The organism is Cryobacterium sp. PH31-L1 (assembly GCF_030063145.1).
Lineage (GTDB): Bacteria > Actinomycetota > Actinomycetes > Actinomycetales > Microbacteriaceae > Cryobacterium.
In genome coordinates this window covers 197,915-223,844 of record NZ_JASISM010000005.1, presented here as the reverse complement: position 1 = coordinate 223,844, position 25,930 = coordinate 197,915, and the positions used below count along the sequence as shown (strand labels likewise).

Below are 25,930 nucleotides of genomic sequence, written 5' to 3'. Positions count from 1 at the left end.
CCGCGGCATCCGCTTGTACCGGCTCTGACGGATGAGGACCACCATGACTCAATTCGCTCTGTGCGTGGGAATCAACAAGTTCGAGAATCTGCCGATGGCGAGCTGGCTGAATGGTTGCGTGAACGATGCCAACGATGTGAGCACGCTGCTCACCTCGTGTTTCGGATTTGCCGACGCGAGCATCACCGTTCTGACCGACCAGGCCGCGACCAAGGACGCGGTGTTTGGCGCGTTGACCGAGGCGCTCGACCGGGCGAACACGCCGGGGGAGCACCTCGATCACATCGTTTTCACCATGTCGAGCCACGGCACGCAGCTGCCCGATATGAACGGTGACGAAGTCGACCAAGTCGATGAGGCCTTCGCCACCTACGACCTGCGGCAGAACGGCGCCGCGTGGGACCCGGGCTCGCTCATCGTCGACGACGAGCTGCACGACCTGTTCGCACGGCTGCCGAAAGGCGTGCTGCTCGATGTGATCCTCGACACCTGTCACAGCGGCAGCGGGCTGCGCGCCATGGACCTCGTGCCCACGCTTGACGACCGGCGCCCGCGCTTCGTACCGCCGCCGACACCGCTCGGCCGGGACGGTGCCGAGGCCGAGGGTGCTGACACCCGCACCCTGCGCGACCTGGTTCGTACCTCCAGAGCCGCGGCGAAACCGGTGCTGTTCGCCGCCTGCCGCGCCGACCAGACCGCCGCCGATGCCAGCTTCGACGGCCGGTACAACGGCGCGTTCACGCACTTTCTGCTGGACGGGCTGCAGTCCGGTTCGAGCCGGGGTGAGGTGATCAAGCAGGTCAACGCGCAGCTGCGCGGGCGTAAGTTTGCGCAGCGAGCGCAACTGGAGGCCTCCGCTTCGGGAAAGTCGACGGCGTGGGGCACGGCGTTCTGAAACTCAGGGGTGAAAGGTCGGCCGGCGGTCGGCCGAAACCTCGGGGGCCGGCGCCGCGATTTTTCGGGTAATTCGCTGCGGCACGGGCGGGGCTGCGGCCGGTGGGGTGACGGGAGCGGCGGCATCCGCTCGGCGGGTGGCCAACTGCGCGGCGGCCAGCTTGGCGCGCTGGCGGTCAGGGTCGAGAATCGGTTTGAGGGCCGCGAAGCTGAGGCGTCCGCCCTCGTCGAAGCGCAGCTGGCCGCCGCCGCGAATAAACACCGGTGCCCGAGTGACGAGGCCCAGGGTGCGGGCTTCCGCGGCGCTCAGTCGAAATTCCTGGGTGAAGGTGGCGCCGATCTCCGACACCACGAAGCCGTCGGGGCCGACCCGCAGGGTAGGGCGCACCCGTTCGACGGCGATCGGCCGGGTCGGGTCGATTCTCGCCGCCGTGAGTAGGGTGGGGTTCTCCCAGAGAAACCGCACGATTTCCTCCGGATCCGAAGCCAGCGCGGCCAGTCGAACCGGGTAGCGGAGGTTCACAAATTCCGCGACGCCCGAGAGATCGGTGGCCGGCGGCAACGCGATTCCCGCCTCGGCGAAAGCTGTCACGACGGTGCCCCGATAGTCGAGGTCGTCGTCGGGAACGACCGCCAGGTCGGCGGCGAGAATGCCGCGCAGCAGATCTTCCCAGGTCACATCGACCGGCCCCATATAGCCGAGGCTGCGAATGAGCATGCTCAAGACCTGGCGCCCGACGGATGCCCCGGCGCGCGCCACCTGGTACAGGCTCGAGCGGCCGCCGGGCAGGTCAAGGCGCTGCAGCCACAGCCGGGCCACCACGCGCAGCAGCACCTGCACGATTGCGCCGCCACGCAGGTGCGGGTCGGACAGCGTGCGCCAGCCGGACACGATGTCGTCGGCTAGCGATGGCCTGGCCGTGCCGCGTTTGAATAATCCGTCGCCGAGGCGAAACAGGTCATCGCGCAGGGTGACTTCGTCGAGCGTAGCGAGGTCGAGGTTCTCGGCCTGGGTCAGCAGCTGCTCGACCAGGCTTTGGGTCGAGAACACCGACAGCAGCGCAACGAGGTCGGCGATGGCTTCGTGCAGGGCGAGCTGGTCGAGTTCAGCGTGGCTGTCGGCCCATTTGGGCCGGTAGCCATCGACGATCGCGTGGGTCACCTCGTGCGCCACGAGATCACGAAACAGGGCGAGCGGCACCGCCTTGCTGGTGCGGCCGTCGCGCTTGTGCCCAAAGCGAATCAGGCCGTCGTCGCGATAGTAACCAGACTCCCGATAGGAGACCCGGTCGTAGGCGCTGATAGTCAGTCTCCCGCCATTGACCCAGCCCATGCGACGCCCCAGGGTCGACTCGAACAGCGCGAGAGTGGATGCCGCCACCGCGTACACCTGCTGCGCCAAGAACCGGCTGTCCTGCAACAGTTCGGGGAGCGTGTCGGGAGGTTTCTCGTCGACGATCATCCACGGCGGAGTGGGGGATCCGAGCTCGAGACTGAACGGCTTCTCGCCCGGGCGCCGCACGATCACGTCGAAACGGGCGCTGCGCGGCCCCGGCCCGATGCGCTCGACCGGCACTCGCAGGGTCGTCGTGAGCAGCGTGTCCTGCCCAGCCGCCCTGGCCTTCGTGAATGGCCCTTCGGCCAGCACGGTCAGGCTCACCTGCAGGCCGCTGTGCGCCGGGTTGCTCGACACGGTGTCTCCGGCCGGCTGCGCACCGGTCGCCTCCGCACCAGTCGTCATAGCGACCCCCGCAGCATCCGTTTGTGTCTGCAATATGCAACCGAACCCCGGGTCTGTCAAGGTGTGCGGCCCAGTAACACCGCAGTAACGCGTGCGAGCCATAATCGCAGCGCCCGCCCGTCACCCGTGAGAGGACCTGCGCCATGCCCGAACCGACGACCCCCACGAAGCCGGCACCGTCCACGAAACGACAGCCGCCGTTGCCGCAGAGCGAACTCGACAAACTGCGGCCGCACGTGGTCAACCTCAGCGCCGGCAAGTTCTCGCCGACCGGAGCATTCACGACCACGAAGAAAGACGTCGACGCCATCTTCGCCACCCACCTGCCGGCCTTCGTGGCCGAGCACGGCGGCGTCGTTCCCGTGGTGTTCTATGCCCACGGCGGGCTCGTCGATGAGCAATCCGGGCTGCGCATCGCGGCCACCCAGGTGGACTGGTGGAAGTCGAACGGCGTCTACCCCATCCACTTCGTCTGGGAGACCAGCCTCGCCGGGGCCATCACGAGCGCGGTCGGCGACTGGGCCCAGGGTCGCCGCGGCTGGCTCGACGAGGCGAAAGACCGGGTACTCGAACTTGCCGCGCGATTCGGGCAGGGCCAGGCGATCTGGGGGCAGATGAAGCGTTCGGCGGAGGCAGCCTCGGCCGGTGACGGCGGCGCACGCTACGTCGCCGAAGCACTCGGCGCCTACTGCGCAGCCCATCCCGACACGATCACCGTGCACGCCGTCGGGCACAGCGCCGGGTCGATCTTTCACTCCTTCTTTCTGCCGACCGCGCTCAGGGCCGGAGTGGCGGCCATCGAAACGTTCAGCCTGCTCGCGCCGGCCGTGCGCACCGACGTCTTCGAGAAGCAGATCGTGCCCTTGGTCGGCCACGGCGTGAAATCCCTCGCCATGTTCACCATGACCGAGAAACTCGAACGCGACGACACCTGCCTCGGTGCCTACGGAAAATCCCTGCTCTACCTCGTGCGGGCCTCGTTCGAGCCCGAGGAATTCTCGCCCATTCTCGGCCTCGAGGAATGCCTGCGTGCCGACCCCGTGCTGGCTCAGCTGTTCGGGCTCTCCGGCGCGAGTGGGTCACCCGGGGTCGGCGGCGCGGCAGACATCATCTGGTCGAAAACCACGAGCGGCCCGCTCACCAGCCGCAGCACCTCGACCAGTCACGGCGGTTTCGACAACGATATTTCCACCATGGACAGCGTGGCTCGGCGGGTCACCGGCAGTTCGCGCATCCAGTCATTTCCGGCGACCCGGAACCGTGGCGACGAACTCTGGCCTGCTCCCGCACCGTCGTCGCCACGGCCGGTCGGCACTCACCACGCGCTCTGCGTGGGTATCAACGCTTATCCGGGCGGCGATGCCCTCTACGGCTGCGTAGCGGATGCCGAGGCGTGGGCTGTGCAATTCAGCATCGCCGGGTTCGCGGTGCGTACCCTGCTCGACGCGGAGGCGACCCGGCAGAACATTCTGCTCGGGCTGCTCGACCTGGTCGCCAGCAGTGTCGCCGGCGATGTGCTGGTCTTTCAGTACGCCGGCCATGGCACCTACGTCGACGACCTCGATGGCGACGAATCCGAGGCTGGCAACGAGGAGACGAAGTACGACGAAGCGCTCTGCCCGATCGACTTTCGCGACGGCAACCTGATCATCGACGACGACCTGGGCGAGATCTTCGACCAGCTGCCCGATGGCGTCAGCCTCACGGCGTTCTTCGACTCCTGCCACTCGGGTGATGGTCAGCGCCGGTTGCAGCTGCAGCCGGCCGATGTGGCGGACCTGAGTGCGGCATCCGTTCCCCACGGGCGGCGGGCGCGGTTCATCATTCCCGATGAGCAGACGAGCAGGAACTACCGTTTGAAGCGAGGCACGCCCGCCCGGGCCGGCAAGCGCGCGTTGGCTCGGGAGGTGTTGTTCAGCGCGTGCAAGCCCACCGAGGTCGCCTATGAGACCGGCGGGCACGGTGACTTCACCGTTGCGGCCAGCCTGCTCGTGGTTCCGAGCGCGAATCGCCTGACCAACGCGGAATTTCTGGTCAAGGTGCGGGAGGCATTCTCCAGCCAGCCGCGGCAGAACCCCGACTTCAACGGTCCGCGGGCGGCGAAGTCGCGACTGTTTTTGGGGGCGCTGGCTGGTGCTGGTGCTGGTGCTGTCGCGGGTGCGGGTGGCGGTGTTGGCTCGGCTGGCGGCGGCGCCACCGGGTCGGGCTCGGTTTCAGGCCTTGGGGCCGGCGCGGCAGCGATTCCGGGCGCTATCTCAGCCCTGCTCGACGCGGCTGCTGGCGTAGCGCCTGCGGGCGGCGCGGACGGGGTCGACCCGCTCGCGGCATCTGCTGGCGAGGCAGGTGGGGTGGATGGCGCTGGCGTTCGTGAAACGGATGCCGCGGCTCGCGCCCTAGCGGCCGCCGCGTTCCTGCGCGCCGCTGCGGACTTCATCGACGGGTAGCCCGCCGCTATTGGCGACTGTCGCAGGAGTTGCGCCACTGCGCGGGAGGGAAATGAGCCAGGGCGGATGCCGTGAAACGACGGTTGGCAGGCCGAAATGGCCACACCGGCTGGCACTGCGTCTCGACGACTTTCGCATCCGGCGCTGTGGCCTGCGACACTGGAGGAACAGATCGGCGCCGAGGTCGCTCGACCGGATCGCCGAAACGACGTACGCGGCTTGCGCCTCGGAAGGACTCCATGCTCGATTTTCTGTTCAGCCCGATCCCCGGGATCATTTTCACGATCGTTGTGGTTCTGCTCATTGGCCTGATCTACGCCAAGACGATATATAAGAATGCAGGGCCGGATGAGGCCCTCATCATTACCGGCAAGAAGAGCCGTAAGACCATCGTCGATGGTGCCACGCTCGAGGAATCGGGCCAGCGCGTCGTGCACGGACAGGGCGTGTTTATCACCCCCTTCTTTCAGAAGGCGTTCAAGATCAGCCTGCGCAGCCGGGCGATTGAGATCACTGCCGTGGCGCAGGACCGCAACGGCATCACGCTCTCGGTCGAGGCCGTCGCCATCGTCAAGGTCGGCGACGACCCAGCCGCGATTCGCGCTGCCGCGCAGCGCTTTCTCGGGCAGGACAAGAACATCGATGGCTTCGCTCAGGAGGTACTGAGCGGTTCGCTGCGGTCCTCGATCGGAGCGACCGACGTCATGACCGTCATCCAGAAGCGCGATGAACTCGGCAGCTCGGTGCTCGCGACGGCTCGTGAATCGCTCGCCAACCAGGGCCTCGACGTCGACTCCTTTGAGATCAAGGGCATCACCGACGAGAACGACTACATCCGCGACATCGGTCGTGCCGAGCAGGCCAAGGTGCGCCGCCAAGCCGAGGTGGCCGAGCACGTGGCCAATCGCGAGTCACAGGAAGCCCTGATCACCGCCGAGCAGGCCATCGCTGAGGCGCAGAACACGCTCGCCCTGCGCAAGGCCGCTCTGCAGCTCGACACCGACAAAGCCGCCGCCGAGGCTGCCGCCTCCAAGCCACTCGCCGAGGCGAAGGCGCAGCAGGCGATCGTACAGGAGCAGGAACTCACCGCCCAGCGACGCGCCAGCCTGCGTAAGGCCGAACTCGAGTCCGAGGTTAACGCAATCGCCGACGCCGACGCGTACCGCATCCGCGTGACCGCGATCGCGGCCGCCGAAGCCTCCGTGGCCAAGGCCACCGCCGATCGCGACAGCCGTGTCGCCAACGCCGACGCCACCCGCGCGGAGGGCCAGGCCGAGGCCGACGCCATCCTTGCCCGCGGTACCGCAGAGGCAACGGCCACCCGACTCTCGGCCGAGGCCGTCGCCCAGCAGTCCGAGGCGCTCATCCAGCTGCGCCTGGTCGAAATGCTTCCGCAGATCGCACACGAGCTCGCCGCCCCGATGGGCAACATCGACCAGCTCACGGTCATTTCAACGGATGGTGCCAGCCAGCTCTCGAAGAACGTTGCGTCGGGCTTCAGCGAGGTCGACGCCGTGCTCGGCTCCACCATGGGAATCGGTATCAAGGATCTCCTCGGTGGGCTGCTCGGCGGAACGGCCGGAGCCGCCCTGCGGGACGCCGCGCCCGCGCACAGTGGCGCATCCGCTTCCCCTGCTGCTCCGGCTGGTGCGTCGTCGCGTTCGACCGGGGCCGGCCCTGCGTCGCCCTCGGTGGCTACCGCGCCTTCAGCGGCAGCGCCTTCAGCAGCGGCGTCACCATCGGTTGGTGCCTCGGCGGCGACCGCTGCCGCAGCTGCACGGTCGGCAGCGGAAGCATCCGTTTCTGATTCGATCAACGGCGTCGACTTTGACGCAGTTGCCGACGAAGCCGCGACAGCAATCGCCCGCGCGGCGGCAGCCCGGCTGCCGAAAAAGGCCGGGGACCGCCTGCTGCCTTAGCAATGTAGCCCCGCGGCCCGGTTTCCACTCCGGGCCGTGGGGTAGTGCGGCCCGGTCAGCAGCCGGGGCCGTGGGGGTTGGCGTTGCAGTCTTCGGCGACGAGCACGGTGGATTCCTTCGCCGCAACGACGGTGAACGGAGCGGATGGCACGGACACGGTTCCTTCGACGGGGCGTTAGCCTTGGTCGCCGAAGCTGTAGTCGGCTCGGTAGTCGACGGTGAGGGTGACGGTGTAGGTGCCCTTGGCTGTGTATTTGTGGCTGGTGGGGGCGGTGGAGAATTCGGTGAGGCCGAGGTCTGCCCAGCTGGCTCCGCCGGTGGGGCTCGACATGGTGCTGCCGTCGCCGTAGTTCCAGTGGTAGCCGACGGGCGTGAACAGCACCTGAGCGGGCTGGCCGAGCTAGAGTCCGTCGCCGAGCGGGCGACGGCGCGACGCATTTCGCATGGGGTCACAGGTGACCGAATTGCTACAATCCCGTTGAAGTTCTCCACAGGCTGGTGGTGGGGCTCAAATTGCGCTAAAAACTATCGCAGAGTCCCCACCAGGAGCGCCTCGATCATGCGCGACTGCACGTCGTTCGTGAAGTAGTCCGGGTCGAGAATGCGCTCGAGCGCCAGGATGTTGGTGGCCGACATAACGAGGGGTGCGAGCACGTCCACCCGGTGGTCAGCCGGGTCGATGCCGAATTGGTCGGCGCGTTCCAGAATCACCGCGCCGAGGGCGAGGCGCACGCTCTGCCGACTCTGGCGATAGAGATCGGCGGCCTGAGGGTTGCGGGCCGCATGAACGGCCAGTTCCATGAGCAGCAGGTGCCAGGGGCCGTCTTCGACCAGGGTCTCGGCCAGACGGCGGGCGATGCGGGCGAGCGCCGCGTCGTCGAGCCGTCTTTCATCGCCGAGAATGGTCGCGAGCCGCCCGCTGAGCAGGGTAGCCAGGCGCTCATTCAGGATCGATCCGAATAGGGCTTGCTTGGAGCCGAAATTGGAGTAGACGGCGCCCTTGGTGTACCCGGCCCGCGTCGCCACGTCGACGAGCTTGGTTCCGAGGTAGCCGGATTCGAAGAATTGCTCGGTCGCCGCCCGCAGAATATCCGCCCGCACGTCGGTGCGTAGCGGTCGCCTGCGAGCCGGTGGCAGGACGTCGCGCGCCAAGGCTGGTGCGAGATGGGGCGACGCCTCGGGTGCAAGCGCGGAGTCGGCCGCGTGAACGGGTGAGGTGCCAGGAGCTGGAGCCGTTCCTGATGCCATCTCGGGTGTCGTGCCTGGCCTCTCGTCCATGAGTGCCTTTCGGATTGCTGTTGACAAGTGAATACTTTGGGTATTGGATACTCTCGGTATTGAAAATACTACGGCGGCATCGCGCCCCGCACAACCCAACGTTGGATGGAACTCTGCATGACCCTCGACTCCGCTTCGGCCCCCGCTATCGACTCGCCTGAAATCGACCTAGCCATCCAGGCGAGCAATTTCACGATTCGCAATGGGCGTCAGACCGTGATCGGCGCCACGAACCTCGCTATTCCGGTCGGAGCACTCTTCGTCGTGTCGGGCCGGTTCGCCTCGGGCAAGACAGCCCTGCTGCTCGCTCTGGCCGGCCGCCTGCGTGGGTTCGCCGGAACGGCGACCGTGTTCGGGCATCCGCTGCGCCAGAGCGGCGGGCAGGTGCGGCACCTGTCGGCCCTCGCCGAGACGCCCATCGTAAACCGCCTCGACGACGATCTCACGGTGGAGCGCCAGATAGCGGCCGCCCTCGTGCTGCGCCAACCGTGGTGGAAACCGCTGGTCAGCGCGAAAACGGTGGCACTCTGCTTGGTTCGGGTGAACGCGTTGCTGCGCCAGGTCGACGCGCGGGCCGGCGAAATCCTCGAGCAAAGTCACGCCGGCCTACCGCGACTGACCGGCACCGATCGCATCGTCGACCTGCAACCACTTGATCGCGCTGTGCTCGGCGTGGTCGTGGCTCTGATCGGCCGGCCACGCCTGCTTATCGTCGATGACGTCGACACCCTGCGCGACACGGATGACCGCACCCGCGCCTGGGCCGCACTGCTCGTTCTGCGCATGGCGGGCTGGCACGACCTCACGATCGCGGCGAGCGGGCAGGATCCCAAGGAGCTCGTCGAGATCCTCGAACGCATCGACGCCGACGTCCACCCAGCGCCGGCGCGCCCGGTGTACCTGCTCGATCTGGAGTACGGCCGCACCCTCACCGACCGCACTCGCACCGCCGAAATCCTGACCGCGCCCACCCGGAAGGCCTGAACCATGGCCAAGACATTCTCATTGCCCAGCATCGAGCTGTCCCGTTTTCGGTCATCTCGCCTGGCCATCCTGGCCCTGCTCATGATCGCTGCCGTTCCCGCCATCTACGGCGGCGTCTACCTCTCGGCCAACTGGAATACGAGCGGCAACATCGGCAAACTGCACGCCGTCATCGTCGACAACGACGTGGCCGCGAACGTCACCGGCACCGACGGCACCGAGCAGACCATCGACGCCGGCGCCGCCCTGGTCGACTCCCTCGTGGGCAGCGACAGTGCCGGCTTCACCTGGAGCAGTGCCACCAGCGAAGCGGATGCCCGCAGCTCGCTCGCCGATAACGAGAATTTCGCCGTGCTCGTCGTTCCCGCCGACTTCTCGAGCACCCTGGCCTCGACCGCTGTGAACCCCGGCGCTGTGAACTCAGTCGCCACGACGACCGGCACCGCAGCATCCGTTTTCGCCCCCGAGCAGGCCCGCCTGCGCGTGTACACCGACGACGCATCGAACTTCATCGTGGGCCAGGTCACGAAATCGGTCACCGCAGCCATTCGCACCGAGCTGTCGACCTCAATCTCGGCGACCTATCTCGACAACGTCTACCTCGGCTTTACGAGTGTGCACGACGACCTCGCGCTGGCGGCTGACGGTGCCCTGACTCTCAGCGACGGCGCCACGAGCGCGAGTGACGGGTCGGCGCAACTCGTGATCGGTCTCGGCACGCTCTCCGCCGGCGCTGCCACGCTCGCGAGTGGGGTCTCCCAAGTGGATGCGGGCAGCCACACCCTCGCCACCGGCGCCGGTACCCTGGCCGCGGGTGCCTCGAGCATTGCGGGCGGCGCGGCGCAGGTCGCCAGCGGTTCGGCAGCCCTAGCGACGGGCGCAGCGACCCTCGACGCGAGCGTGAGCACGCTGCCCAGCGCGACCGCCCAGCTGGCCGCCGGTACCCAGACCGTTTCCACCACCCTCGGCACGGTCGCCGCGTTCACCGCGGCGCACCCCGACTGGACCCTGACCCAACTGAACGCCGCCCTCGCCACCGGCGGCGGATCGATCGCTACCCTCGCGGCGGGCGCCGCGACAGTCGCGACCGGCGCCTACACACTGAACCAGAGCGCGACACCGCTGGTCACCGGCATCGGCACATTGGCCGACAGCGCCGCAACTCTCGCAACGGGAGCGTCTGACGTCTCGGCCGGAGCCCGATCCGTTTCCACCGGCGCGGCGTCGCTCTCCGCCGGCGCAGCCTCGCTCGCCACCGGTGCCGACAGCGCTGCGGCCGGCGCCAGCACGCTTGCCTTCGGCGCGACGACGGCCAGCACCGGGGCGAGCACCCTCGCCGACGGCCTCGACCAGCTCGCGACCGGTGCCGACACCCTGAGTACCTCGCTGCAGTCGGGCGTTACCCAGGTGCCGAGCTACACCAGCGCGCAGGCCAGCGAATTGGCTGCCGTCACCTCTGAACCGGTCGCTGCCGAGCACGTGCGGGAGAACGCCGTGGGGTTCTACGGCGAGGGAATCGCGGCGTACTTCATTCCGCTCGCGCTCTGGGTCGGCGGAATCGGCATGTACTTTCTGTTCCGTCCGCTGTCGCCGCAGGCCGTCGCATCCACTGCCCGGCCGGTGCGGGTGGCGCTGACCGGCCTCGCGCCCGGGCTGCTGTTCGGGCTTCTGCAGGCCGGGCTGCTGCTCGCAGTGCTGCACTTTCTGGTGGGGCTGGAGGCAGCCAATTTCGCGGCCCTCGCCGCCTTCACGGTGATCGTCGCGCTCGTGTTCACGGCTATTCACCACAGCCTGATCGCCCTGCTCGGCGGTCGCGGACGACTGGTGGCCCTGTTACTGCTGATCCTGCAGTTGGCCTCGGCCGGAGGCACCTACCCGGTACAGACGTCGCCCGGCTTCTTCCAGTGGATCAGCCCGGCCTTGCCGATGACCTACGCGGTCGACGGGGTGCGGCGACTCATCGCGGAGGGCTTCACGAGCGCGATTCTGGTTGACCTTCTCGCCCTGATCGCTTTCGGAATCGGAGCGTTCGCCGTTTCGGTCTTCGCGAGCCGTTCGAAGAAGATCTGGTCGATCGCCAAGCTTCACCCGTCGCTGAAGATCTAGTCGTGCGCTGTCAGCGCTTGCGTGAGTAGCGCGGCCAGCGCCGGCTGCCCGCCGTTCCTCATGGCGGCCCGCTGGCGTTCGGCTCCAGTGCCGAGCCGCCGCGTCCGGGCGAGGAGCCCCACAATTCGATCACGATTGCCGCCCTCGTCGATGGCATCGCCGGCGTAGCGTAGCAGCGCCTCAATGACAGCGGATGCTCCCTCCAGAGTTCCCGACACGGGGTTCAGCAGGGTCGACTCCATGCCCTCGCGAGCGGCATGCCACAGGCCAGCATCGAGCAGTTCCGGCGCGATATCGATGGGGGCGACATCCGTTTCGCCGTCGCGCAGCGCGGTCGTTATGACCGCACGGGTCAGGGCGGCGAGCAGCAGGGTGGACGGCGCATCGAGCTGGGCGTCGCAGACCCGAATCTCCACGGTCGGATGGTCCTCGGCCAGGCGGGCATTCCACCAGATCGTGCGCAGGTCGTAGGTGCCGCCCACGCCGACCAGACGGCGAATGCGTCGATCGTAATCGGCGGCATCCGTGAAGACCGGCGGGCAGCCGATCGTGGACCAACGGCGCATGTGCACGCTCCGCCAGCTCGAGAAGCCGGTATCGGCACCGTGCCAGAACGGCGAATTCACCGCCAGCGCGAGCAGCGTCGGCAGCCAGACGCGCACCCGATTGAGCGCCTGGACGCCGGCGTCGCGGCTCGGAATGCCGACGTGCACGTGCAGCCCGTTGATGAGGTGGTCGGGAACCAAGCCGCGAAACTCGGTCTCGACGGTGTGATACCGCTCCACATCGGTCACCTCGGGCCAGCCCTCGGTCTGGAACGGCGCGCCGACACCGGCGGCGAGTACCCCCCGACTGACGGCCGCGCGGGCCAGACGGGACCGAAAGGCGAGCAGATCAGCGGATGCCTGTTCAAAGCGATCAAACACCGGCGTCGACCGCTCGATCTGCGAGGCGAGAAACTCGTGGCTGACGAACCGCGACACCGGGGAGCGGCCGAGGAGTTCGGCGTGCACCTCGTCGCCGACGTTCGCCGGTTGCAAGGTCGATGGCTTCAGAAAGATGAATTCCTCTTCGATGCCGAACGTTCGCATTCATCACCTCCAGCACTTTCACCGGATACTACTCACAAACCGGTACCAAGCCGATACATTCTCATGACGGCCAGCCCAACACGCGAGCGCCCGCATCTGACTAACATGACATTTAATTACGAACCGATGTGCAGGCGTGGGCTCTCGCACTGGATGGACTCAGCTGGGGGTCAATGTGGTGCAGGTAACAGAGGTTCCGACCGGCGCGGCGCAATCGTGGCGGCGCACGTTTCACGGTGTTCTCGGCGGGCTGCTCGGATTCGTCGCCATGAGCGCCGCTGCCGGGGTTCTGGTTACCGTCTCGGTGACTCCGGTCGTGGCACTGTCGGGCATCGCAGCCACCAACACGATCTCCGTGTTCGAGAACCTGCCGGGCTACGTCAACATCGAACCGCTCTCGCAGAAGAGCGACATCTTCGCCACCCGCAGTGACGGAACCGCCGAACTACTCGCCTCGTTCTACGACCAGAATCGCATCGAAGTGGGGTGGGATGCGATCAGCCAGTTCGTGAAGGATGCCGCGGTGTCGGGAGAAGACCCGCGGTTCTACGAGCACGGCGGGGTCGATCTGCAGGGGACCCTGCGCGCCACGGCCACGACGGTGGCCGGCGGGAACACCCAGGGCGGGTCATCCATCACGCAGCAGTACGTGAAGAATGTGCTCGTGCAGAAGTGCGAGGTGCTCACCGACAAGCGGGCGCACGACGCGTGCTACACGGCGGCGACCGAGACCACGCCCGACCGCAAACTCAAGGAGATGCGGCTCGCCATCGGAGTGGAAAAAAAGTACGGCAAGCACGACATCCTGCAGCAGTACTTTAATATCACCGGCTTCGGCGGCACCGTCTACGGTATCGAGGCGGCCGCCAACTACTACTTCAACACGACCGCGGCCAACCTCACCCTGCCGCAGGCGGCGAGTCTCGTTGCCATCGTCAACAACCCGGTCAAGTTTCAGCTCGACAAGCCCGCGAGCGAGACTAACGGGGCCGCCAACGGCTACGCCGCCAACAAACAACGTCGTGACTACATTTTGCGCGAGATGCTGCGCTACAAAAAGATCTCTCAGGCCGACTATGACGCCGCCATGGCGGCGCCGGTCGAACCGGTGATCACCGAGCCGAGCACGGGCTGCCAGACAGCGGCGGCGAACGCGTTCTTCTGCGACTACGTGACCAAGATTTTGCAGACCGATCCCACCTTCGGCGCCGATGCGGCCACCCGCATGCTCAATTTTCGACGCGGCGGCTATGACGTGTACACGACCCTCGACCTCGACGTGCAGGGTGCGGCCGTGACCACCATGAATCAGCAGGTCCCCAAGGTTTACGCCGGCGGGGACGTGGGCGCGGTGATCACGAGCGTGCAGGTCGGCACCGGCCGGGTGCTCGCCATGACTCAGAACAAGGACTACAGCCAGGACCCCACGGTGCAGGCGACCGGCGCCAACTACACCGGAATCAACTACGCCACCGACTACGCCGAGGGCGGCTCAAGTGGATTCCAACCCGGATCGACCTACAAGGTTTTCACCCTGGCGGATTGGCTCACGGAAGGCCACTCGCTCAACGAACGTGTCGATTCCCGGCGCAAATCCAACTGGGGAACCTTTCAGGACAGCTGCCTCGGACCCCAGAACTACGACAAGGAGAAACCACCCTTCAACCCGCGCAATGACGCCAACGAATCCGGCGCCAACTACAGTGCGCTGCAAGCCACCGTCGGCTCAATCAACACCGGCTTCATCGGCATGGCGAAGCGGCTCGACCTCTGCGGTATCCGCAAAACTGCGGAGGCGTTCGGGGTACACCGGGCCGACGGCAACCCGCTGTCGCAGTCCGCAGCAACCGTGATCGGAACCAATGAGGTTGCGCCGCTGACCATGGCCGTCGCCTTCGCCGGTATCGCCAATAAGGGCGTCACCTGTTCGCCGATCGCCATCGACCGTATCGTCGACCGCGGCGGCGCGGAGATCGCAGTGCCGCCGTCGGTCTGCACGCAATCGGTGGATTCGACGGTCGCCGCCGGCATGGCCTACGCCATGCACCGGGTGATGACGAGCGGCACCGGGCAGCAATCGAATGCCAACACCAAGCCGTATGTACCGATGATCGGCAAGACCGGAACGACGGATGGCGCCAAGGATACCTGGATGAGCGGCGCAAGCACCAAGGTGGCCACGGTAGTCGCCGTGGTGAGTGTGACGGGAGCACTCAGCCAGCGGCGGCAGTTCTTTGGGCGTGACCAGATCGCGACGGCACGGCACCGCATGTGGCCGGTCGTGATGTCGGTCGTCAACGCCAAGTACGGCGGTGATGCCTTCGACGAACTCGCCCCGAAGTACATTCCGCCGCCCGTGGTCGTGGCCCCGCCGGTCGTGGCGCCGGTCGCTCCGCCGGCCGCACCCGCCCCGCCGGACGCGCCGCCGCCGCCGGGCCAGTAGCCCCGGGCCAGTAGCCCCGGGCCAGTAGCCCCGGGCCAGTAGCGCCCGGCCAGCGGGGCCGGTCGCTCGTTGGCTAGGCACTCTGCGCCGCAGTGAGCTGGTGCAGGGTGCCACCGCCCGACGACTGCTGCGCCGGTGTGCGCAGCGCCGGATGCGCCGCAAGTTCGGCCGCGTAGGCGGCAGCGCTGGCCGCTTCCTCCGCGGCAGCACGTTCGACGGCGTGCCGCTCCTTCACCTGGCGGGCTACATCGAACAGGTTCCACAGGTTCTCCCCGGTCACAGAGACGCCGCGCGCTCCGGACCGCCGGGTGCGACCGCGCACGAGCATGTAATTGGTCTGGAACACCTGCCCGCCGACCCTTTCTTGCGCGTCGTGAAAAAACACGACGTTCGCGACCGGGCCGGTGCCATCGTCGAGGCTGATGAACACCACGCGGCGACCGCCGCGCATCGGCGGCGTGTTCGTGGCTCGCCGCACCCCGGCGAGCAGCACCTCGGTGCCGCCGGGCAGGTTGCCGAGCTCGCTCGCCGGCGTCACCCCCAGCTCCTTGAACAGGGCGTGAAAGCGCTTCATCTGGTGTGACCCGATGGCCAGGTTCAGATCGAGCAGTTCCAGGTCGGTCTGGGTTCGACCGCGCAGCTCGAGCGAGGTGATGGTACCCGCACGGTCGCCGGAGTAGCGCGGCACCGGCAACTCCACCTCGAAGGCGAGCTGATCGGCACGGATGACCACGGCCGTGCCACGCAGCGACTGGATATGCGCGAGCAGTTCGTGCCGCCGGGTGCGGTCGTAACCGATGAACGTGTCGAGGGCGCCGACCCGGGCCAGCGCCTCGAACGTGCGCCGCCGCGGGTGCACACGGTCACGAAAGTCCTGCAGCGAGCCGAACGGCTGATGCTGCGCAATGCGCGCCCGCTCGCCTTCCGTGCTGCCGACCAGTTCCGGCAGCGCCAAACGGATGCCCTGACTCCCGTCGGCGAGATCTTCCACGCGGTAGTCCAGCGCGCTCGATTGCACGTCGAGGGGGAGCACCGGCACCCCGAGCACCCGGGCTTCGGCCACGATGAGGTCTTTCGGCCACATGCCGGGGTCGTGGGTGAGCAGCCCGGCCAGAAAGGCGGCCGGATGGTGGGTTTTCAGCCAGGCCGACTGGTAGGTGGGCAAGGCGAAGGCGGCGCCGTGCGCCTTGGCGAAGCCGAAACTGCCGAACCCTGCGAGCACCGTCCAGATCTGGTCGATGACTTTCTCGCTGAAGCCGCGGGCGAGCGCTTTCTCGCGCAGATACTCCTCGATCTGGGGGAGTTGCTCCGGTTTCCCCAGGTGGCGGCGAAAGACATCCGCTTTGCCGAGGCCGCAGCCGGTGAGTTCGTCGAACAGCCGCATGACCTGTTCGTGAAAGATCACGACGCCCTTCGTTTCGCGCAGAATAGGCTCGAAGCGGGGGTGGATGTAGTCGGGCGCGACCTCGCCGTGCCTGGCCTGCAAATATTTGAGCGGCATGTTGTTCTTCATCGGGCCGGGCCGAAACAGCGAGATCTCCACGGTGAGGTCGTTGAAGACCTCGGGTTGCAGCTTGCCGACGAGCTCCATCTGGCCGGGGGATTCGATTTGAAAGATGCCGAGGGTGCGGGTGGAACGAATCAGCTCGAACGTTTTCGCATCGTCGAGCGGTACCCGGTCGAGGTCGATTCTCTCGCCGGTGAGCCGGTGGTGCTCTTCAACAGCGTGCGCCATGGCCGACTGCATGCGCACGCCGAGAATGTCGAGTTTGATCAGGCCCATCGGGTCCATGTCGTGCTTGTCGTACTGCGACATGGGCAGGCCCATGCCGCTCGCCTGCACCGGGGTGCGGTCGAGCAGGCTCGCGTCGGAGAGGATCACGCCGCAGGGGTGCACCGAGATATGCCGGGGGAGCCGGTCGAGTTTCGCGGTGAGGTCGACCAGCAGATCGAGTTGCTGCGACTCGCGCACCTCGGTGGCAAGGGCCTCGAGTTCGGGCTTTTCCTCGAGGGCGCGGCGAAAGTCACGGGCGTTGAACCGCCACATCTGTTTGGCGATCACGTTGATCTGGGCGTCGGGCAGGCCGAGCGCGAGGCCGGCGTCACGCACGGCGCCGCGGCCCCGGTAGGCGTTGGTCATCGACATGAGCGAGACCCGGTCGCTGCCGAAAGCGCGAAAGACCTCGCGGTAGATATCGTGCCGCCTCGCTGACTCGACGTCGATGTCGATATCGGGCAGGGTCTGGCGCTCGGGGGAGAGAAAACGCTCCCAGAGCAGGCCGTTCGCGATCGGCTCGACCGAGGAGGTGTGCAGCGCATAGTTGAGAACCGACCCGACCCCCGAACCGCGGGCCTGAATGCGGATGCCCATTCCGCGAATAATGTCGGCCACCCGCGACACGGTGAGAAAGTAGCTGGCAAAGCCTAAGTGTTCGACCGTCTTCATCTCATGGGCGAGCTGATGGTGGGCCGCTTCGACCGCGCGTGAGCCGCTCGCGGAGTACAGCTCGGCGATGCCACTTCGGGCGCGGCGCCACAATTCGATGACCGGGTCACCGGTGACGCCGATGATGCGCGCCTCCGGCATGCGCGGGTGACCGAGGCCGATATCGCTCACGGGGTCGAGGCTGCAGCGGTCGGCGAGCTGCTCGGTGTCGCCCAGCAGTCGTTCGAGTGCCCCGTTGTCGTGCAGGCCGGCGTCGACGACCATGCGCGCCACCTGGCGCATCGCGCCGGCCGGTTTGAGCCAGGCCTGGCCGTTGGTTTGCGGGGTCTCGAGCTCGGCGAGCGGCAGCAGAAAGCGGGCGGCATCGGCGAGGTCGGCGGTGACCGCTTCGTCGGGGGTGCCGTAGCGCACGGCATTGCTGAGCACGGCGGGCAGTCCGGCGTTCTCGGCCAGGGCAAGCAGGCGGGTGGCCGGGGTCACGCTGCCGATGGTGCCGCTCTCGGCGAGGTGGCAGACGATCTCGAGCACGACGGCACCTTCGGGCAGGGCGCGCTGCCAGTGGGCGAGCCGCGCCGCGGCATCCGTGTTGTCGCGTCGACCGATCGCGAGGCCGACGTCGGAATCGGGGCCGAGCAGCACGGTGAGGGAGGCCAAGCCGGCCAAATCGGCCAGGCGGGCGCGCGAAATGCTCGGGCCGGCAGCTGCGCCATGTGCGGTGCTGTGCTGGGCTGTGCTGTTCTGGGGTGCGCCGTGGCTGGCGGCGCCGTGTTGAAGCGCGTCTCGATCGGTGCTGTGGGCGGCACTGACCGCGCGGCAGAGTGCGGCGTAGCCTCTACCCGCCGTCTGGCCGTGGGCGAGCACGACCACTCGGCCGAGCGGGCGATACTGGTCGTCGTGCACGGCGAGTTCGGCGCCGAGCCCGGGGCGGATGCCGACGTCCACGCAGGCGCGCACGTGTTTGACGGCGCCGTAGAGTCCGTCACGGTCCGTGACAGCCAGAAAATTCGCGCCCTGCTCGGCCGCCTGCCCGGCCAGGGCTTCGGGAAGCGTCACCCCGTAGTGGGTCGAGTAGGCGCTCGCAACGTGCAGGTGTGCGAAGGCTCCTGCTGCAGTACTCATCCCCAGTCCAATGCTAAAGTCCAGGACCCATCGGTGCCGCGGCGCAGGTCGTAACGGTGCTGCTCTTCGCTGCCACGGCAGGCATCGAGCCGCCACAGTTCGGTGTCGATGCGGGTGGGGGTTCCCTCGTTTTCCCACCACCGGGTGCGTTTGAATACGGCCTGCGGCTGACCGATGACGGTGTGTTCGAACCGATTCCAGATGAACGCGCGTGGGTCGCCATCGGGGGACAGCTCAACGTCGACCGGTGCGTCAATAATGTGGGGCAAGGTGGGCTCCCTAGGCTCGTGACGGGTGGCTCGGGGTGGGCGATAATGGTAAAAACCTGATGAGCGAGGGTTAAAAAACTCCCACAATGAGTTCGAGCAAAATGTCGTCGAAATCACCTGCTATCGAATATGTCTTCTAGGTAAAAGTGTATGTCACTCCACCGACATGCGCCATGGGCGGATGCTCGTGAAACAGCCGGAGCCTGCGATCTACATGGTTAAGTGACCGACGAAATACCGACCGGCAGTGCACCCGGCACCGCGAGGATCACCCGTGAGCTCGCCCAGCGCCTGGTCGAGCAGGTCGCGCCGAGCCTCCTGCACAACGTCAACATCATGGATGCGGGCGGGGTGATCATCGGGTCACTGGATACTGCCCGCATCGGCACCCTGCATGACGGCGCCCGGGATGCCGCTGTTCGCGGGGAAGCGGTGCACATCGCTCCCGGCGACGAGCATCAGGGACCCCGGCCCGGAGTGAATATTCCGTTGATCGTCGACGGACAGGTCGTGGCCGTCGTCGGGGTCACCGGGATCCCCGCCGAGGTGCTGCCGGTCGCGCAGGTGCTCGTGCTGACCGTTCAGATGCTGCTCAGCCAGGAGCGGCAGCGCGATAACGCGTCGTGGCGAGAATCCGCGACTCGACCGCATCGAGCTCCTGACCGGCCTCAACCTCCGGCAGTTCAATGCCGCCGTGCGGATGCGCGTCGTACTGGCAGCCGTCGCCGCCCGCTATGTGCACGATGCACAGTGAATAGCCCACGAATTGCAGAGAAATGTGGTGTCATTCCACCTGAATATCTGTCTGGTTGTGTTCTAGCCTGAACCAATGCACGATCGCCCGGCGCTGAAGCCGCTCACCATAGTCATCGCGCCGGACTCGTTCAAGGGAAGCCTCAGCGCGGCCGAAGCGGCCGCTGCCATGGCCGAGGGTGCCCGCGACGCCGGCCTTGCACTCGGTCGGCCCGACCTTCACCTCACGCTCTGCCCGATGGCCGACGGCGGCGAGGGAACGCTCGATGCCATTGCCGCAGTCTGGGGCGTCCTGCCCCGCACCATGCTCACCGTCGACGCGCTCGGGCGCAGCCGACGGGCTCGATATGCCACCTCCGCCGACGGCCGCACCGGGCTCATCGAAGCGGCCGAATCCAACGGCCTGCCCCTGACAGCGGATGCCCCGCCCCAGCCCCAGCGCGCCGACACCTTCGGGGTTGGCCTGCTCGCACGGGAACTACTCGATCAGCGGGTCGACGAGATTCTGCTCTGCGTCGGTGGCTCCGCCAGCACCGACGGCGGAACCGGCCTGCTCGCCGGGCTCGGCGCGCGTTTTCTCGACGCCGCCGGCAAACCGGTCGCGCCCGGCGGCGCCGGCTTGGCCGAGATTGCGGCTATCGATCTGACCGGCCTGCACCCGCGCGCCCGCGAGGTCAGTTGGCGCGTCGCGGTCGATGTGAACAACCCGCTCTGCGGCCCGAACGGCGCGTCCGCCGTGTTCGGCCCGCAAAAGGGCGCACAGCCCAACGATGTCGTTGAGCTCGACGCTGGCTTAGCCCATCTCGCCGCCATCGTGCTCGCTGAAACCGGCGAGAACATGCAGGGCCGGCCCGGCGCAGGAGCGGCTGGCGGCATGCCGGCCACCCTCGTGCCGTTGCTCCACGCCGAGCTGGTACCCGGTTCCACTCTGGTAGCGGATGCCGTGGGCCTGTCCGACAAGATGGCCAGCGCCGACCTCGTACTCACCGGTGAAGGCAGCTTCGACTCTCAATCGCTCGGCGGCAAGGTCGCCGTGGCCGTGGCACGTCTGGCGCCGACCGGATGCCCGGTCGTCGTCATCGCCGGGCGGGTGGCGCTCTCGCCGGCCGACACCGCAGCATCCGGTATCACTGCCGCATTCTCGATCGCCGGTGGCCCGGTGGCCCTAGACGACCTGCAAGAACACGCGGCCGAACGCGTACGCGAGACCACAGCGCAGGTCGTTTCCCTCGTTCTCCAGACCCATTATTTCCACCCTGAAATAGAAGGGCCGTCTCAATGCTGAGCATCGCCATCCTGGTGGCTCTCGTCGCCGCCATCGTCTTCGCCACCGCGAAGCTGAAAATCAACCCATTCCTGGCGCTGCTCGCTGGGGCGCTGGTCGGTGGTTTCGCGTTGGGTCTGCCGGTCGACACGATCGCCCCGACCATGACCGGGGCCTTCGGGGCCACCCTCGGTAACATCGGTCTGATCATTCTGTTCGGCACCATCATTGGTGTGATCCTCGAGCGCACCGGCGCCGCCACCGCAATCCAGGGCGTCGCCGGTTTCGCCGCCGTCTGGGTGATCGGGCTCATCGTCCTGTAACACTGATCGGCACCGAGCGTTCATATTCGGTTCACCGTCCAGTCACCGGGCGGCGGGAGGGTGGTTCTGCCCCCAGTTCGGGGCTCACAAAACCATGAGGAGTGCCCGCATGTTGAATCGTGAAGCCAAGGATCTCCGTTTGAGCGTCACCGATCGTGACCGGCCGCTGATCCCTCTGCTGCCGATGGATGGCCATACGCTCGGTAAGCGCAGTGCGGTCACCTGTCACCTCAAGTGTGCAGATGCCTGCTTTCACCCGGTGCCCAATGAGAGTACGAACGACTATTTTCGCGACATCGTCGGAGCGGCACTGAGCCGTCGTTCCCTGCTCGCGGGCGTTGGCGTCGGCGCAGCGGCGATCGTGCTGGGGGTTGGCCAGACGACTCCCGCGCTGGCGGCACCGGGCGGTCCGGCCGGCGGCGGCCTCTCGTTCACGCCGATCGCGCCGGTTCCGGCGGCCGTCGATGCCTTCTCGGTACCGTCGGGGTATTCCTGGAACCCGATCATCCGCTGGGGCGACCCGTTGTTCGCCGCCACCGATCGGTTCGACCCAGCCCACCAGAGCGCCGCGTCGCAGGCGCTCCAGTTCGGCTACAACAACGACTACCTTGACATTCTCGAGGATCACAAGGGGCGAAACGGAATTCTCGTCACCAACCACGAGTACACCAACGAGGGCATCATGTTCGCGCCAGCCACAACTTCGGCCGAAGCGGATGATCAGCGTCGCGTCGCGATGATGGCCCACGGCATGTCCGTGGTCGCCCTCGAACGAAAGCGCGCCGGGCAACCCTGGACCTACCGCGTCGGCGACCGCCTCAACCGCCGCATCACCGCGAGCACCCCGTTCACCATCACCGGACCGGCCGCCGGCAGCGACTTGCTGAAGACCAGGGCAGACCCGACCGGCCGCACCGTGCTCGGCACCCTCGGCAACTGCGCCGGCGGCACCACCCCCTGGGGCACCGTGCTCTCCGGCGAGGAGAACTTCAACGGGTATTTCCGCACGCCGGGCACCAGCCCAGCGGATGCCCGGTACGGCCTGGCCGACCGCCCCACCGGCCGGCTCTGGGAACGGGTCGATGACCGCTTCGACGCCACCGTCGCCGGCAACGAGAACGAGCCCAACCGGTTCGGCTGGATCGTGGAGATCGACCCGGAGGCCCCGAACGAGCCCCCGGTCAAGCACACCGCGCTCGGCCGGTTCAAGCACGAGGGCGCCAACGTGATCGTGGGAAAGACCGGCCATGTCGCCGCGTACATGGGCGACGACGAACGCTTCGACTACCTCTACAAGTTCGTCTCCCACGACCGGTTCGACAAGAAGAAGAGTCCGAAGGCCCGCGTGCACAACAAGGCCCTGCTCACCCGAGGCTCGCTCTATGTGGCCCGGTTCACCGGCAACTCGCCGGCCGGGGAGATCACCGGCACCGGCCAGCTGCCCGCCGACGGCCAGTTCGACGGCACCGGCCAGTGGGTGGCTCTCGTCATCGACGGCATCTGCCAGGTGCCCGGCTTCAGTACCGACGACGCGCTCGTGAACACCCGTCTGGTAGCCGATGCCGTCGGCGCCACCAAAATGGACCGCTGCGAGGACGTCGAACCGAGTCCGGTGACCGGCAAGATCTACGTCGCTTGCACCAACAACACCGATCGTGGACTGCCGGGCAAGGAGGGCGCCACCGAACCCAATCCGCGCACGATGAACCGGGACGGCCACATCGTCGAGATCACCGAGACCGGCTCCGACGCCACCGCGGTGACCTTCGGCTGGAATCTGCTGCTCGTCTGCGGCGATCCGAAGACGAATTCGAGCACCTACTTCGCGGGCTTCCCGAGCGAGAAGGTCTCGCCCATCTCCTGCCCGGACAACGTGGCCTTCGACGCCGAGGGAAACCTGTGGATCTCCACCGACGGCGCCCCGAGCACGATCGGCTTCTGTGACGGCCTGTTCAAAGTTCCGCTCACCGGTCCCGAGCGCGGGCGGGTGCAACAGTTCCTCTCGGTGCCGCGGCAGGCCGAGACCTGCGGGCCGGTCATTCGCTCTGAACAGTCGATGGTCTACGTGGCGGTGCAGCATCCGGGGGAGAACGGCAGCTGGGCGGCCCAGGCCAGCCGGTTCCCGGATTACGTGCCCCTGGGCGCTGCTGCGCCGGCCGGCGCGTGGGCCGGACCACGGCCATCCATTGTGCAGGTGTGGAAGCCCTGACCCGCTCTCGCGAACTGGGAATTTGCTGATTGTATTTTCTGTGATCCGTGGTGGAGTGAAAGGGCTGCAGTCAAAAAATCAGCAGCAATCATCCACTGTGGGTCAGGTCCTCCGATCGTGCCCGCGAAGATCAATGAGGAAGGTAGTTCATGACGGGGAACAGAGCAGTTGCCTACAAGAGCGCGGGAGTCGTCGAGGTCATCGACATCGATTACCCCACGTTTGAACTCAAAGACGGACCGGGCGTCAACCCGGCCAACGTCGGCCGCAAGGTACCCCACGGTGTCATTCTTAAGACCGTGACCACCAACATCTGCGGCTCCGACCAGCACATGGTGCGTGGGCGCACGACCGCACCGAGCAACCTGGTGCTGGGTCACGAAATCACCGGCGAAGTGGTCGAAGCCGGCCCCGACGTGGAATTCATTAAGGTCGGCGACATCGTGTCGGTACCGTTCAACATCAGCTGTGGCCGCTGCCGCAACTGTAAGGAACGCAAGACCGGCATCTGCCTCAACGTCAACCCTGACCGCCCGGGCAGTGCATACGGCTACGTCGACATGGGCGGCTGGGTGGGCGGCCAGGCCGAGTACGTGCTGGTGCCCTACGCCGACTGGAACCTGCTGAAGTTCCCCGACCGGGACCAGGCGCTCGAGAAGATCATGGACCTCACCATGCTGTCCGACATCTTCCCGACCGGATTCCACGGGGCCTACACGGCCGGTGCCGGCGTCGGATCGACCGTTTACGTGGCGGGTGCCGGTCCGGTGGGCCTCGCGGCCGCCGTCTCGGCCCAACTGCTCGGCGCGGCCGTCGTCATCGTCGGCGACATGAACGCCGAACGTCTCGCGCAGGCCCGCAGCTTCGGCTGCGAGACCATCGACCTCAGCAAGGGGGAGCCGGGGGAGCAGATCGAGCAGATCCTCGGCGTACCCGAGGTTGACGCCGGCGTGGACGCCGTCGGTTTCGAGGCGCGCGGCCACGGTAAGGACGCCGACCACGAGGCTCCGGCCACCGTGCTGAACTCGCTCATGACGATCACCGCGGCCGGTGGAGCCCTCGGAATTCCGGGCCTGTACGTCACGGGTGACCCGGGCGCCAAGGACAAGGCCGCCCAGGTCGGTTCGCTGTCGATACGGCTGGGCCTCGGCTGGGCCAAGTCGCTGTCCTTCACCACCGGACAGTGCCCGGTGATGAAGTACAACCGCCAGCTGATGATGGCGATCCTGCACGACAAGGTGCAGATCGCCAAGGCCGTCAACGCCAAGGCCGTCAGCCTCGAAGACGCCCCGCGTGGTTACGCCGAATTCGACGCCGGTGCGGCGACGAAGTACGTGCTGAACCCCAACGGTTACGTCAAGGGCTAGGTCGGAGCGCACCAGACCAGCGGATGGCCCGGCCCGGGAATTCTCCCGGCCCGGGCCATCTCTGTAACGGCGCTGGGCATCCGCTTATTACCGGTGTTCTGGGCATGCCGGGCGGGGGCACGAGGATTAGGGTGGATACATGACCGGCGCCGACGTTTCAGAACCAGTTCCGCGCTTCTTCCGAGAGCGGGCCGATATTCCGGTGAAGCTCGAGGCCCCCACCGGGCTGGTCACCGACCGGCTGAACCGGCCGCTGCACGACCTGCGTCTGAGCGTCACCGACCGCTGCAACTTTCGCTGCGTGTACTGCATGCCCAAGGAGATCTTCGGGCGAGACTTCGCGTTCATGGAACACGACGAACTGCTCAGCTTCGAAGAACTGACCCGTCTCGCCCGCATCGCGGTCGCGCACGGCGTCGAGAAGATTCGCCTGACCGGCGGTGAACCGCTTCTGCGCAAGGGTCTCGAGGAACTCATCGCAATGCTGGCCGAGCTGCGTACCCCCTCCGGCGGCGAGATCGACATCGCTCTCACCACCAACGGGTCGGCGCTGGCCCTGAAAGCGCAGGCGCTCAAGGATGCCGGCCTGGGGCGCGTCACGGTGTCGCTCGACTCACTCGACGACACCACGTTTCGAACCATGAACGACGTGAAGTTTCCGGTCGCCAAGGTGCTGCACGGTATCGACGTGGCCGAGGCAGTCGGTCTCGGCCCGATCAAGGTCAACATGGTCGTGCAGCGCGGCAAGAACGATCAGGACATCGTCGCCATGGCCCGGCACTTCAAAGACACCCCGTACATTCTTCGATTCATCGAGTTTATGGACGTCGGAACGAGCAACGGCTGGGAGATGGGCGCTGTCGTGCCGTCGAAAGACGTCATCGCTCGCATCCACGCCGAGCTGCCGCTCACGGAGGTGGCCCCGAACTACAGCGGTGAGACCTCCCGCCGCTGGCGCTACCAAGATGGCGGCGGCGAGATCGGCGTCATCTCGAGCGTCACCCAGAACTTCTGTCAGACCTGCTCGCGCGCCCGGGTGTCGACCGACGGCAAACTGTTCACCTGCCTGTTCGCCACCGAGGGCCACGACCTGCGCGCACTCATGCGCGGCGGCTGCTCCGACGAAGAGCTCTCCACCGTCATGGCGCACCTCTGGCGGGAGCGCACCGACCGGTACTCGCAGTTGCGCAGCGCGAAGACCAGCGAGCTGCGGGCATCCGGTGCGAAAAAGATCGAAATGAGCTACATCGGCGGCTGAACCGCGGCCCCCGTGCAGGCTA

The 25,930-nt window shown here is 66.8% G+C and carries 18 protein-coding genes and 1 pseudogene; 12 read left to right on the top strand and 7 right to left on the bottom strand.

Annotation, left to right across the window (positions count from 1 at the left end; genetic code table 11):
• Positions 1–43: 43 nt before the first annotated feature.
• A complete protein-coding gene (locus QMF22_RS11925; protein WP_283453822.1) occupies positions 44–895 on the top strand; it encodes a caspase family protein in 852 nt (283 codons plus the stop codon).
• Positions 896–898: 3 nt separating this feature from the next.
• On the opposite strand, the gene QMF22_RS11920 is transcribed toward QMF22_RS11925, so the two are convergent.
• Complete coding sequence (locus QMF22_RS11920; protein WP_283453820.1) at positions 899–2,635, bottom strand: gluzincin family metallopeptidase; 1,737 nt, start codon at positions 2,633–2,635, stop codon at positions 899–901.
• A gap of 143 nt (positions 2,636–2,778) precedes the next feature.
• Between QMF22_RS11920 and QMF22_RS11915 the strand changes: the two genes are divergently transcribed.
• Together QMF22_RS11915 and QMF22_RS11910 are read left to right on the top strand one after the other, a co-directional pair.
• Positions 2,779–5,079 (top strand): caspase family protein, encoded by a 2,301-nt coding sequence (locus QMF22_RS11915; RefSeq protein ID WP_283453818.1) that lies wholly within the window; start codon positions 2,779–2,781, stop codon positions 5,077–5,079.
• 239 nt (positions 5,080–5,318) lie between these two features.
• Positions 5,319–6,998, top strand: a complete 1,680-nt coding sequence (locus QMF22_RS11910) for a flotillin family protein (RefSeq protein WP_283453816.1) — start codon at positions 5,319–5,321, stop codon at positions 6,996–6,998.
• A 175-nt stretch (positions 6,999–7,173) separates the two neighbouring features.
• On the opposite strand, the gene QMF22_RS11905 is transcribed toward QMF22_RS11910, so the two are convergent.
• Complete coding sequence (locus QMF22_RS11905) at positions 7,174–7,380, bottom strand: PKD domain-containing protein (RefSeq protein ID WP_283453814.1); 207 nt, start codon at positions 7,378–7,380, stop codon at positions 7,174–7,176.
• 143 nt (positions 7,381–7,523) lie between these two features.
• Entirely contained in the window at positions 7,524–8,246 is a 723-nt protein-coding gene (locus QMF22_RS11900; protein ID WP_283453812.1) for a TetR/AcrR family transcriptional regulator, read from the bottom strand.
• 147 nt (positions 8,247–8,393) lie between these two features.
• On the opposite strand from QMF22_RS11900, the gene QMF22_RS11895 reads away from it, so the two are divergent.
• Entirely contained in the window at positions 8,394–9,260 is an 867-nt protein-coding gene (locus QMF22_RS11895; RefSeq protein WP_283453810.1) for a hypothetical protein, read from the top strand.
• Between the two features lie 3 nt (positions 9,261–9,263).
• Complete coding sequence (locus QMF22_RS11890) at positions 9,264–11,366, top strand: YhgE/Pip domain-containing protein (RefSeq protein ID WP_283453807.1); 2,103 nt, start codon at positions 9,264–9,266, stop codon at positions 11,364–11,366.
• Here the strand turns inward: QMF22_RS11890 and QMF22_RS11885 are convergent.
• The gene (locus QMF22_RS11885; RefSeq protein ID WP_283453805.1) at positions 11,363–12,457 is read right to left on the bottom strand and encodes a carboxylate-amine ligase; all 1,095 of its coding nucleotides are present in this window, start codon (positions 12,455–12,457) and stop codon (positions 11,363–11,365) included. The genes QMF22_RS11890 and QMF22_RS11885 overlap by 4 nt on opposite strands.
• Before the next feature lie 175 nt (positions 12,458–12,632).
• Here QMF22_RS11885 and QMF22_RS11880 point away from each other — a divergent pair, with 175 nt between their 5' ends.
• Positions 12,633–14,900: a transglycosylase domain-containing protein gene (locus QMF22_RS11880; protein ID WP_283453803.1), complete on the top strand. Its 2,268-nt coding sequence runs from the start codon at positions 12,633–12,635 to the stop codon at positions 14,898–14,900.
• 73 nt (positions 14,901–14,973) lie between these two features.
• Here the strand turns inward: QMF22_RS11880 and QMF22_RS11875 are convergent, their stop codons facing one another.
• Positions 14,974–18,465, bottom strand: coding sequence for a DNA polymerase III subunit alpha (locus QMF22_RS11875; protein ID WP_283453801.1), 3,492 nt, complete (start codon positions 18,463–18,465; stop codon positions 14,974–14,976).
• Positions 18,462–18,734, bottom strand: coding sequence for a hypothetical protein (locus QMF22_RS11870; protein WP_283453799.1), 273 nt, complete (start codon positions 18,732–18,734; stop codon positions 18,462–18,464). Before QMF22_RS11870 ends, QMF22_RS11875 begins: the two co-directional genes overlap by 4 nt.
• A 222-nt stretch (positions 18,735–18,956) precedes the next feature.
• On the opposite strand from QMF22_RS11870, the pseudogene QMF22_RS17515 reads away from it, so the two are divergent.
• Positions 18,957–19,313, top strand: a pseudogene (locus QMF22_RS17515) (sugar diacid recognition domain-containing protein); the annotation flags it as partial.
• 13 nt (positions 19,314–19,326) lie between these two features.
• Here the strand turns inward: QMF22_RS17515 and QMF22_RS11860 are convergent.
• Positions 19,327–19,497: a hypothetical protein gene (locus QMF22_RS11860; protein WP_283453795.1), complete on the bottom strand. Its 171-nt coding sequence runs from the start codon at positions 19,495–19,497 to the stop codon at positions 19,327–19,329.
• 66 nt (positions 19,498–19,563) lie between these two features.
• On the opposite strand from QMF22_RS11860, the gene QMF22_RS11855 reads away from it, so the two are divergent.
• The 5 genes from QMF22_RS11855 (at position 19,564) to moaA (ending at position 25,908) form a co-directional block, all read left to right on the top strand.
• On the top strand, positions 19,564–20,772 hold the full coding sequence (locus QMF22_RS11855; RefSeq protein WP_283453793.1) for a glycerate kinase: 1,209 nt from the start codon (positions 19,564–19,566) through the stop codon (positions 20,770–20,772).
• Positions 20,766–21,074 (top strand): GntT/GntP/DsdX family permease, encoded by a 309-nt coding sequence (locus tag QMF22_RS11850; protein WP_283453791.1) that lies wholly within the window; start codon positions 20,766–20,768, stop codon positions 21,072–21,074. Before QMF22_RS11855 ends, QMF22_RS11850 begins: the two co-directional genes overlap by 7 nt.
• A 109-nt stretch (positions 21,075–21,183) precedes the next feature.
• A complete protein-coding gene (locus QMF22_RS11845; protein WP_502846947.1) occupies positions 21,184–23,283 on the top strand; it encodes a PhoX family protein in 2,100 nt (699 codons plus the stop codon).
• 149 nt (positions 23,284–23,432) lie between these two features.
• On the top strand, positions 23,433–24,650 hold the full coding sequence (fdhA, locus tag QMF22_RS11840) for a formaldehyde dehydrogenase, glutathione-independent (protein ID WP_283453789.1): 1,218 nt from the start codon (positions 23,433–23,435) through the stop codon (positions 24,648–24,650).
• A gap of 139 nt (positions 24,651–24,789) precedes the next feature.
• Positions 24,790–25,908, top strand: coding sequence for a GTP 3',8-cyclase MoaA (gene moaA / locus QMF22_RS11835; protein ID WP_283453787.1), 1,119 nt, complete (start codon positions 24,790–24,792; stop codon positions 25,906–25,908).
• The last annotated feature ends 22 nt before the right edge of the window (positions 25,909–25,930 follow it).

Coding starts and splice junctions, on each gene's coding strand:
- QMF22_RS11850 (WP_283453791.1), top strand. CDS start 20,766: ATGCTGAGCATCGCCATCCTGGTGGCTCTCGTCGCCGCCATCGTCTTC.
- QMF22_RS11920 (WP_283453820.1), bottom strand. CDS start 2,635: ATGACGACTGGTGCGGAGGCGACCGGTGCGCAGCCGGCCGGAGACACC.
- QMF22_RS11900 (WP_283453812.1), bottom strand. CDS start 8,246: ATGGCATCAGGAACGGCTCCAGCTCCTGGCACCTCACCCGTTCACGCG.
- QMF22_RS11915 (WP_283453818.1), top strand. CDS start 2,779: ATGCCCGAACCGACGACCCCCACGAAGCCGGCACCGTCCACGAAACGA.
- QMF22_RS11855 (WP_283453793.1), top strand. CDS start 19,564: ATGCACGATCGCCCGGCGCTGAAGCCGCTCACCATAGTCATCGCGCCG.
- moaA (WP_283453787.1), top strand. CDS start 24,790: ATGACCGGCGCCGACGTTTCAGAACCAGTTCCGCGCTTCTTCCGAGAG.
- QMF22_RS11890 (WP_283453807.1), top strand. CDS start 9,264: ATGGCCAAGACATTCTCATTGCCCAGCATCGAGCTGTCCCGTTTTCGG.
- QMF22_RS11925 (WP_283453822.1), top strand. CDS start 44: ATGACTCAATTCGCTCTGTGCGTGGGAATCAACAAGTTCGAGAATCTG.
- QMF22_RS11895 (WP_283453810.1), top strand. CDS start 8,394: ATGACCCTCGACTCCGCTTCGGCCCCCGCTATCGACTCGCCTGAAATC.
- QMF22_RS11910 (WP_283453816.1), top strand. CDS start 5,319: ATGCTCGATTTTCTGTTCAGCCCGATCCCCGGGATCATTTTCACGATC.
- QMF22_RS11845 (WP_502846947.1), top strand. CDS start 21,184: ATGTTGAATCGTGAAGCCAAGGATCTCCGTTTGAGCGTCACCGATCGT.
- QMF22_RS11875 (WP_283453801.1), bottom strand. CDS start 18,465: ATGAGTACTGCAGCAGGAGCCTTCGCACACCTGCACGTTGCGAGCGCC.
- fdhA (WP_283453789.1), top strand. CDS start 23,433: ATGACGGGGAACAGAGCAGTTGCCTACAAGAGCGCGGGAGTCGTCGAG.
- QMF22_RS11885 (WP_283453805.1), bottom strand. CDS start 12,457: ATGCGAACGTTCGGCATCGAAGAGGAATTCATCTTTCTGAAGCCATCG.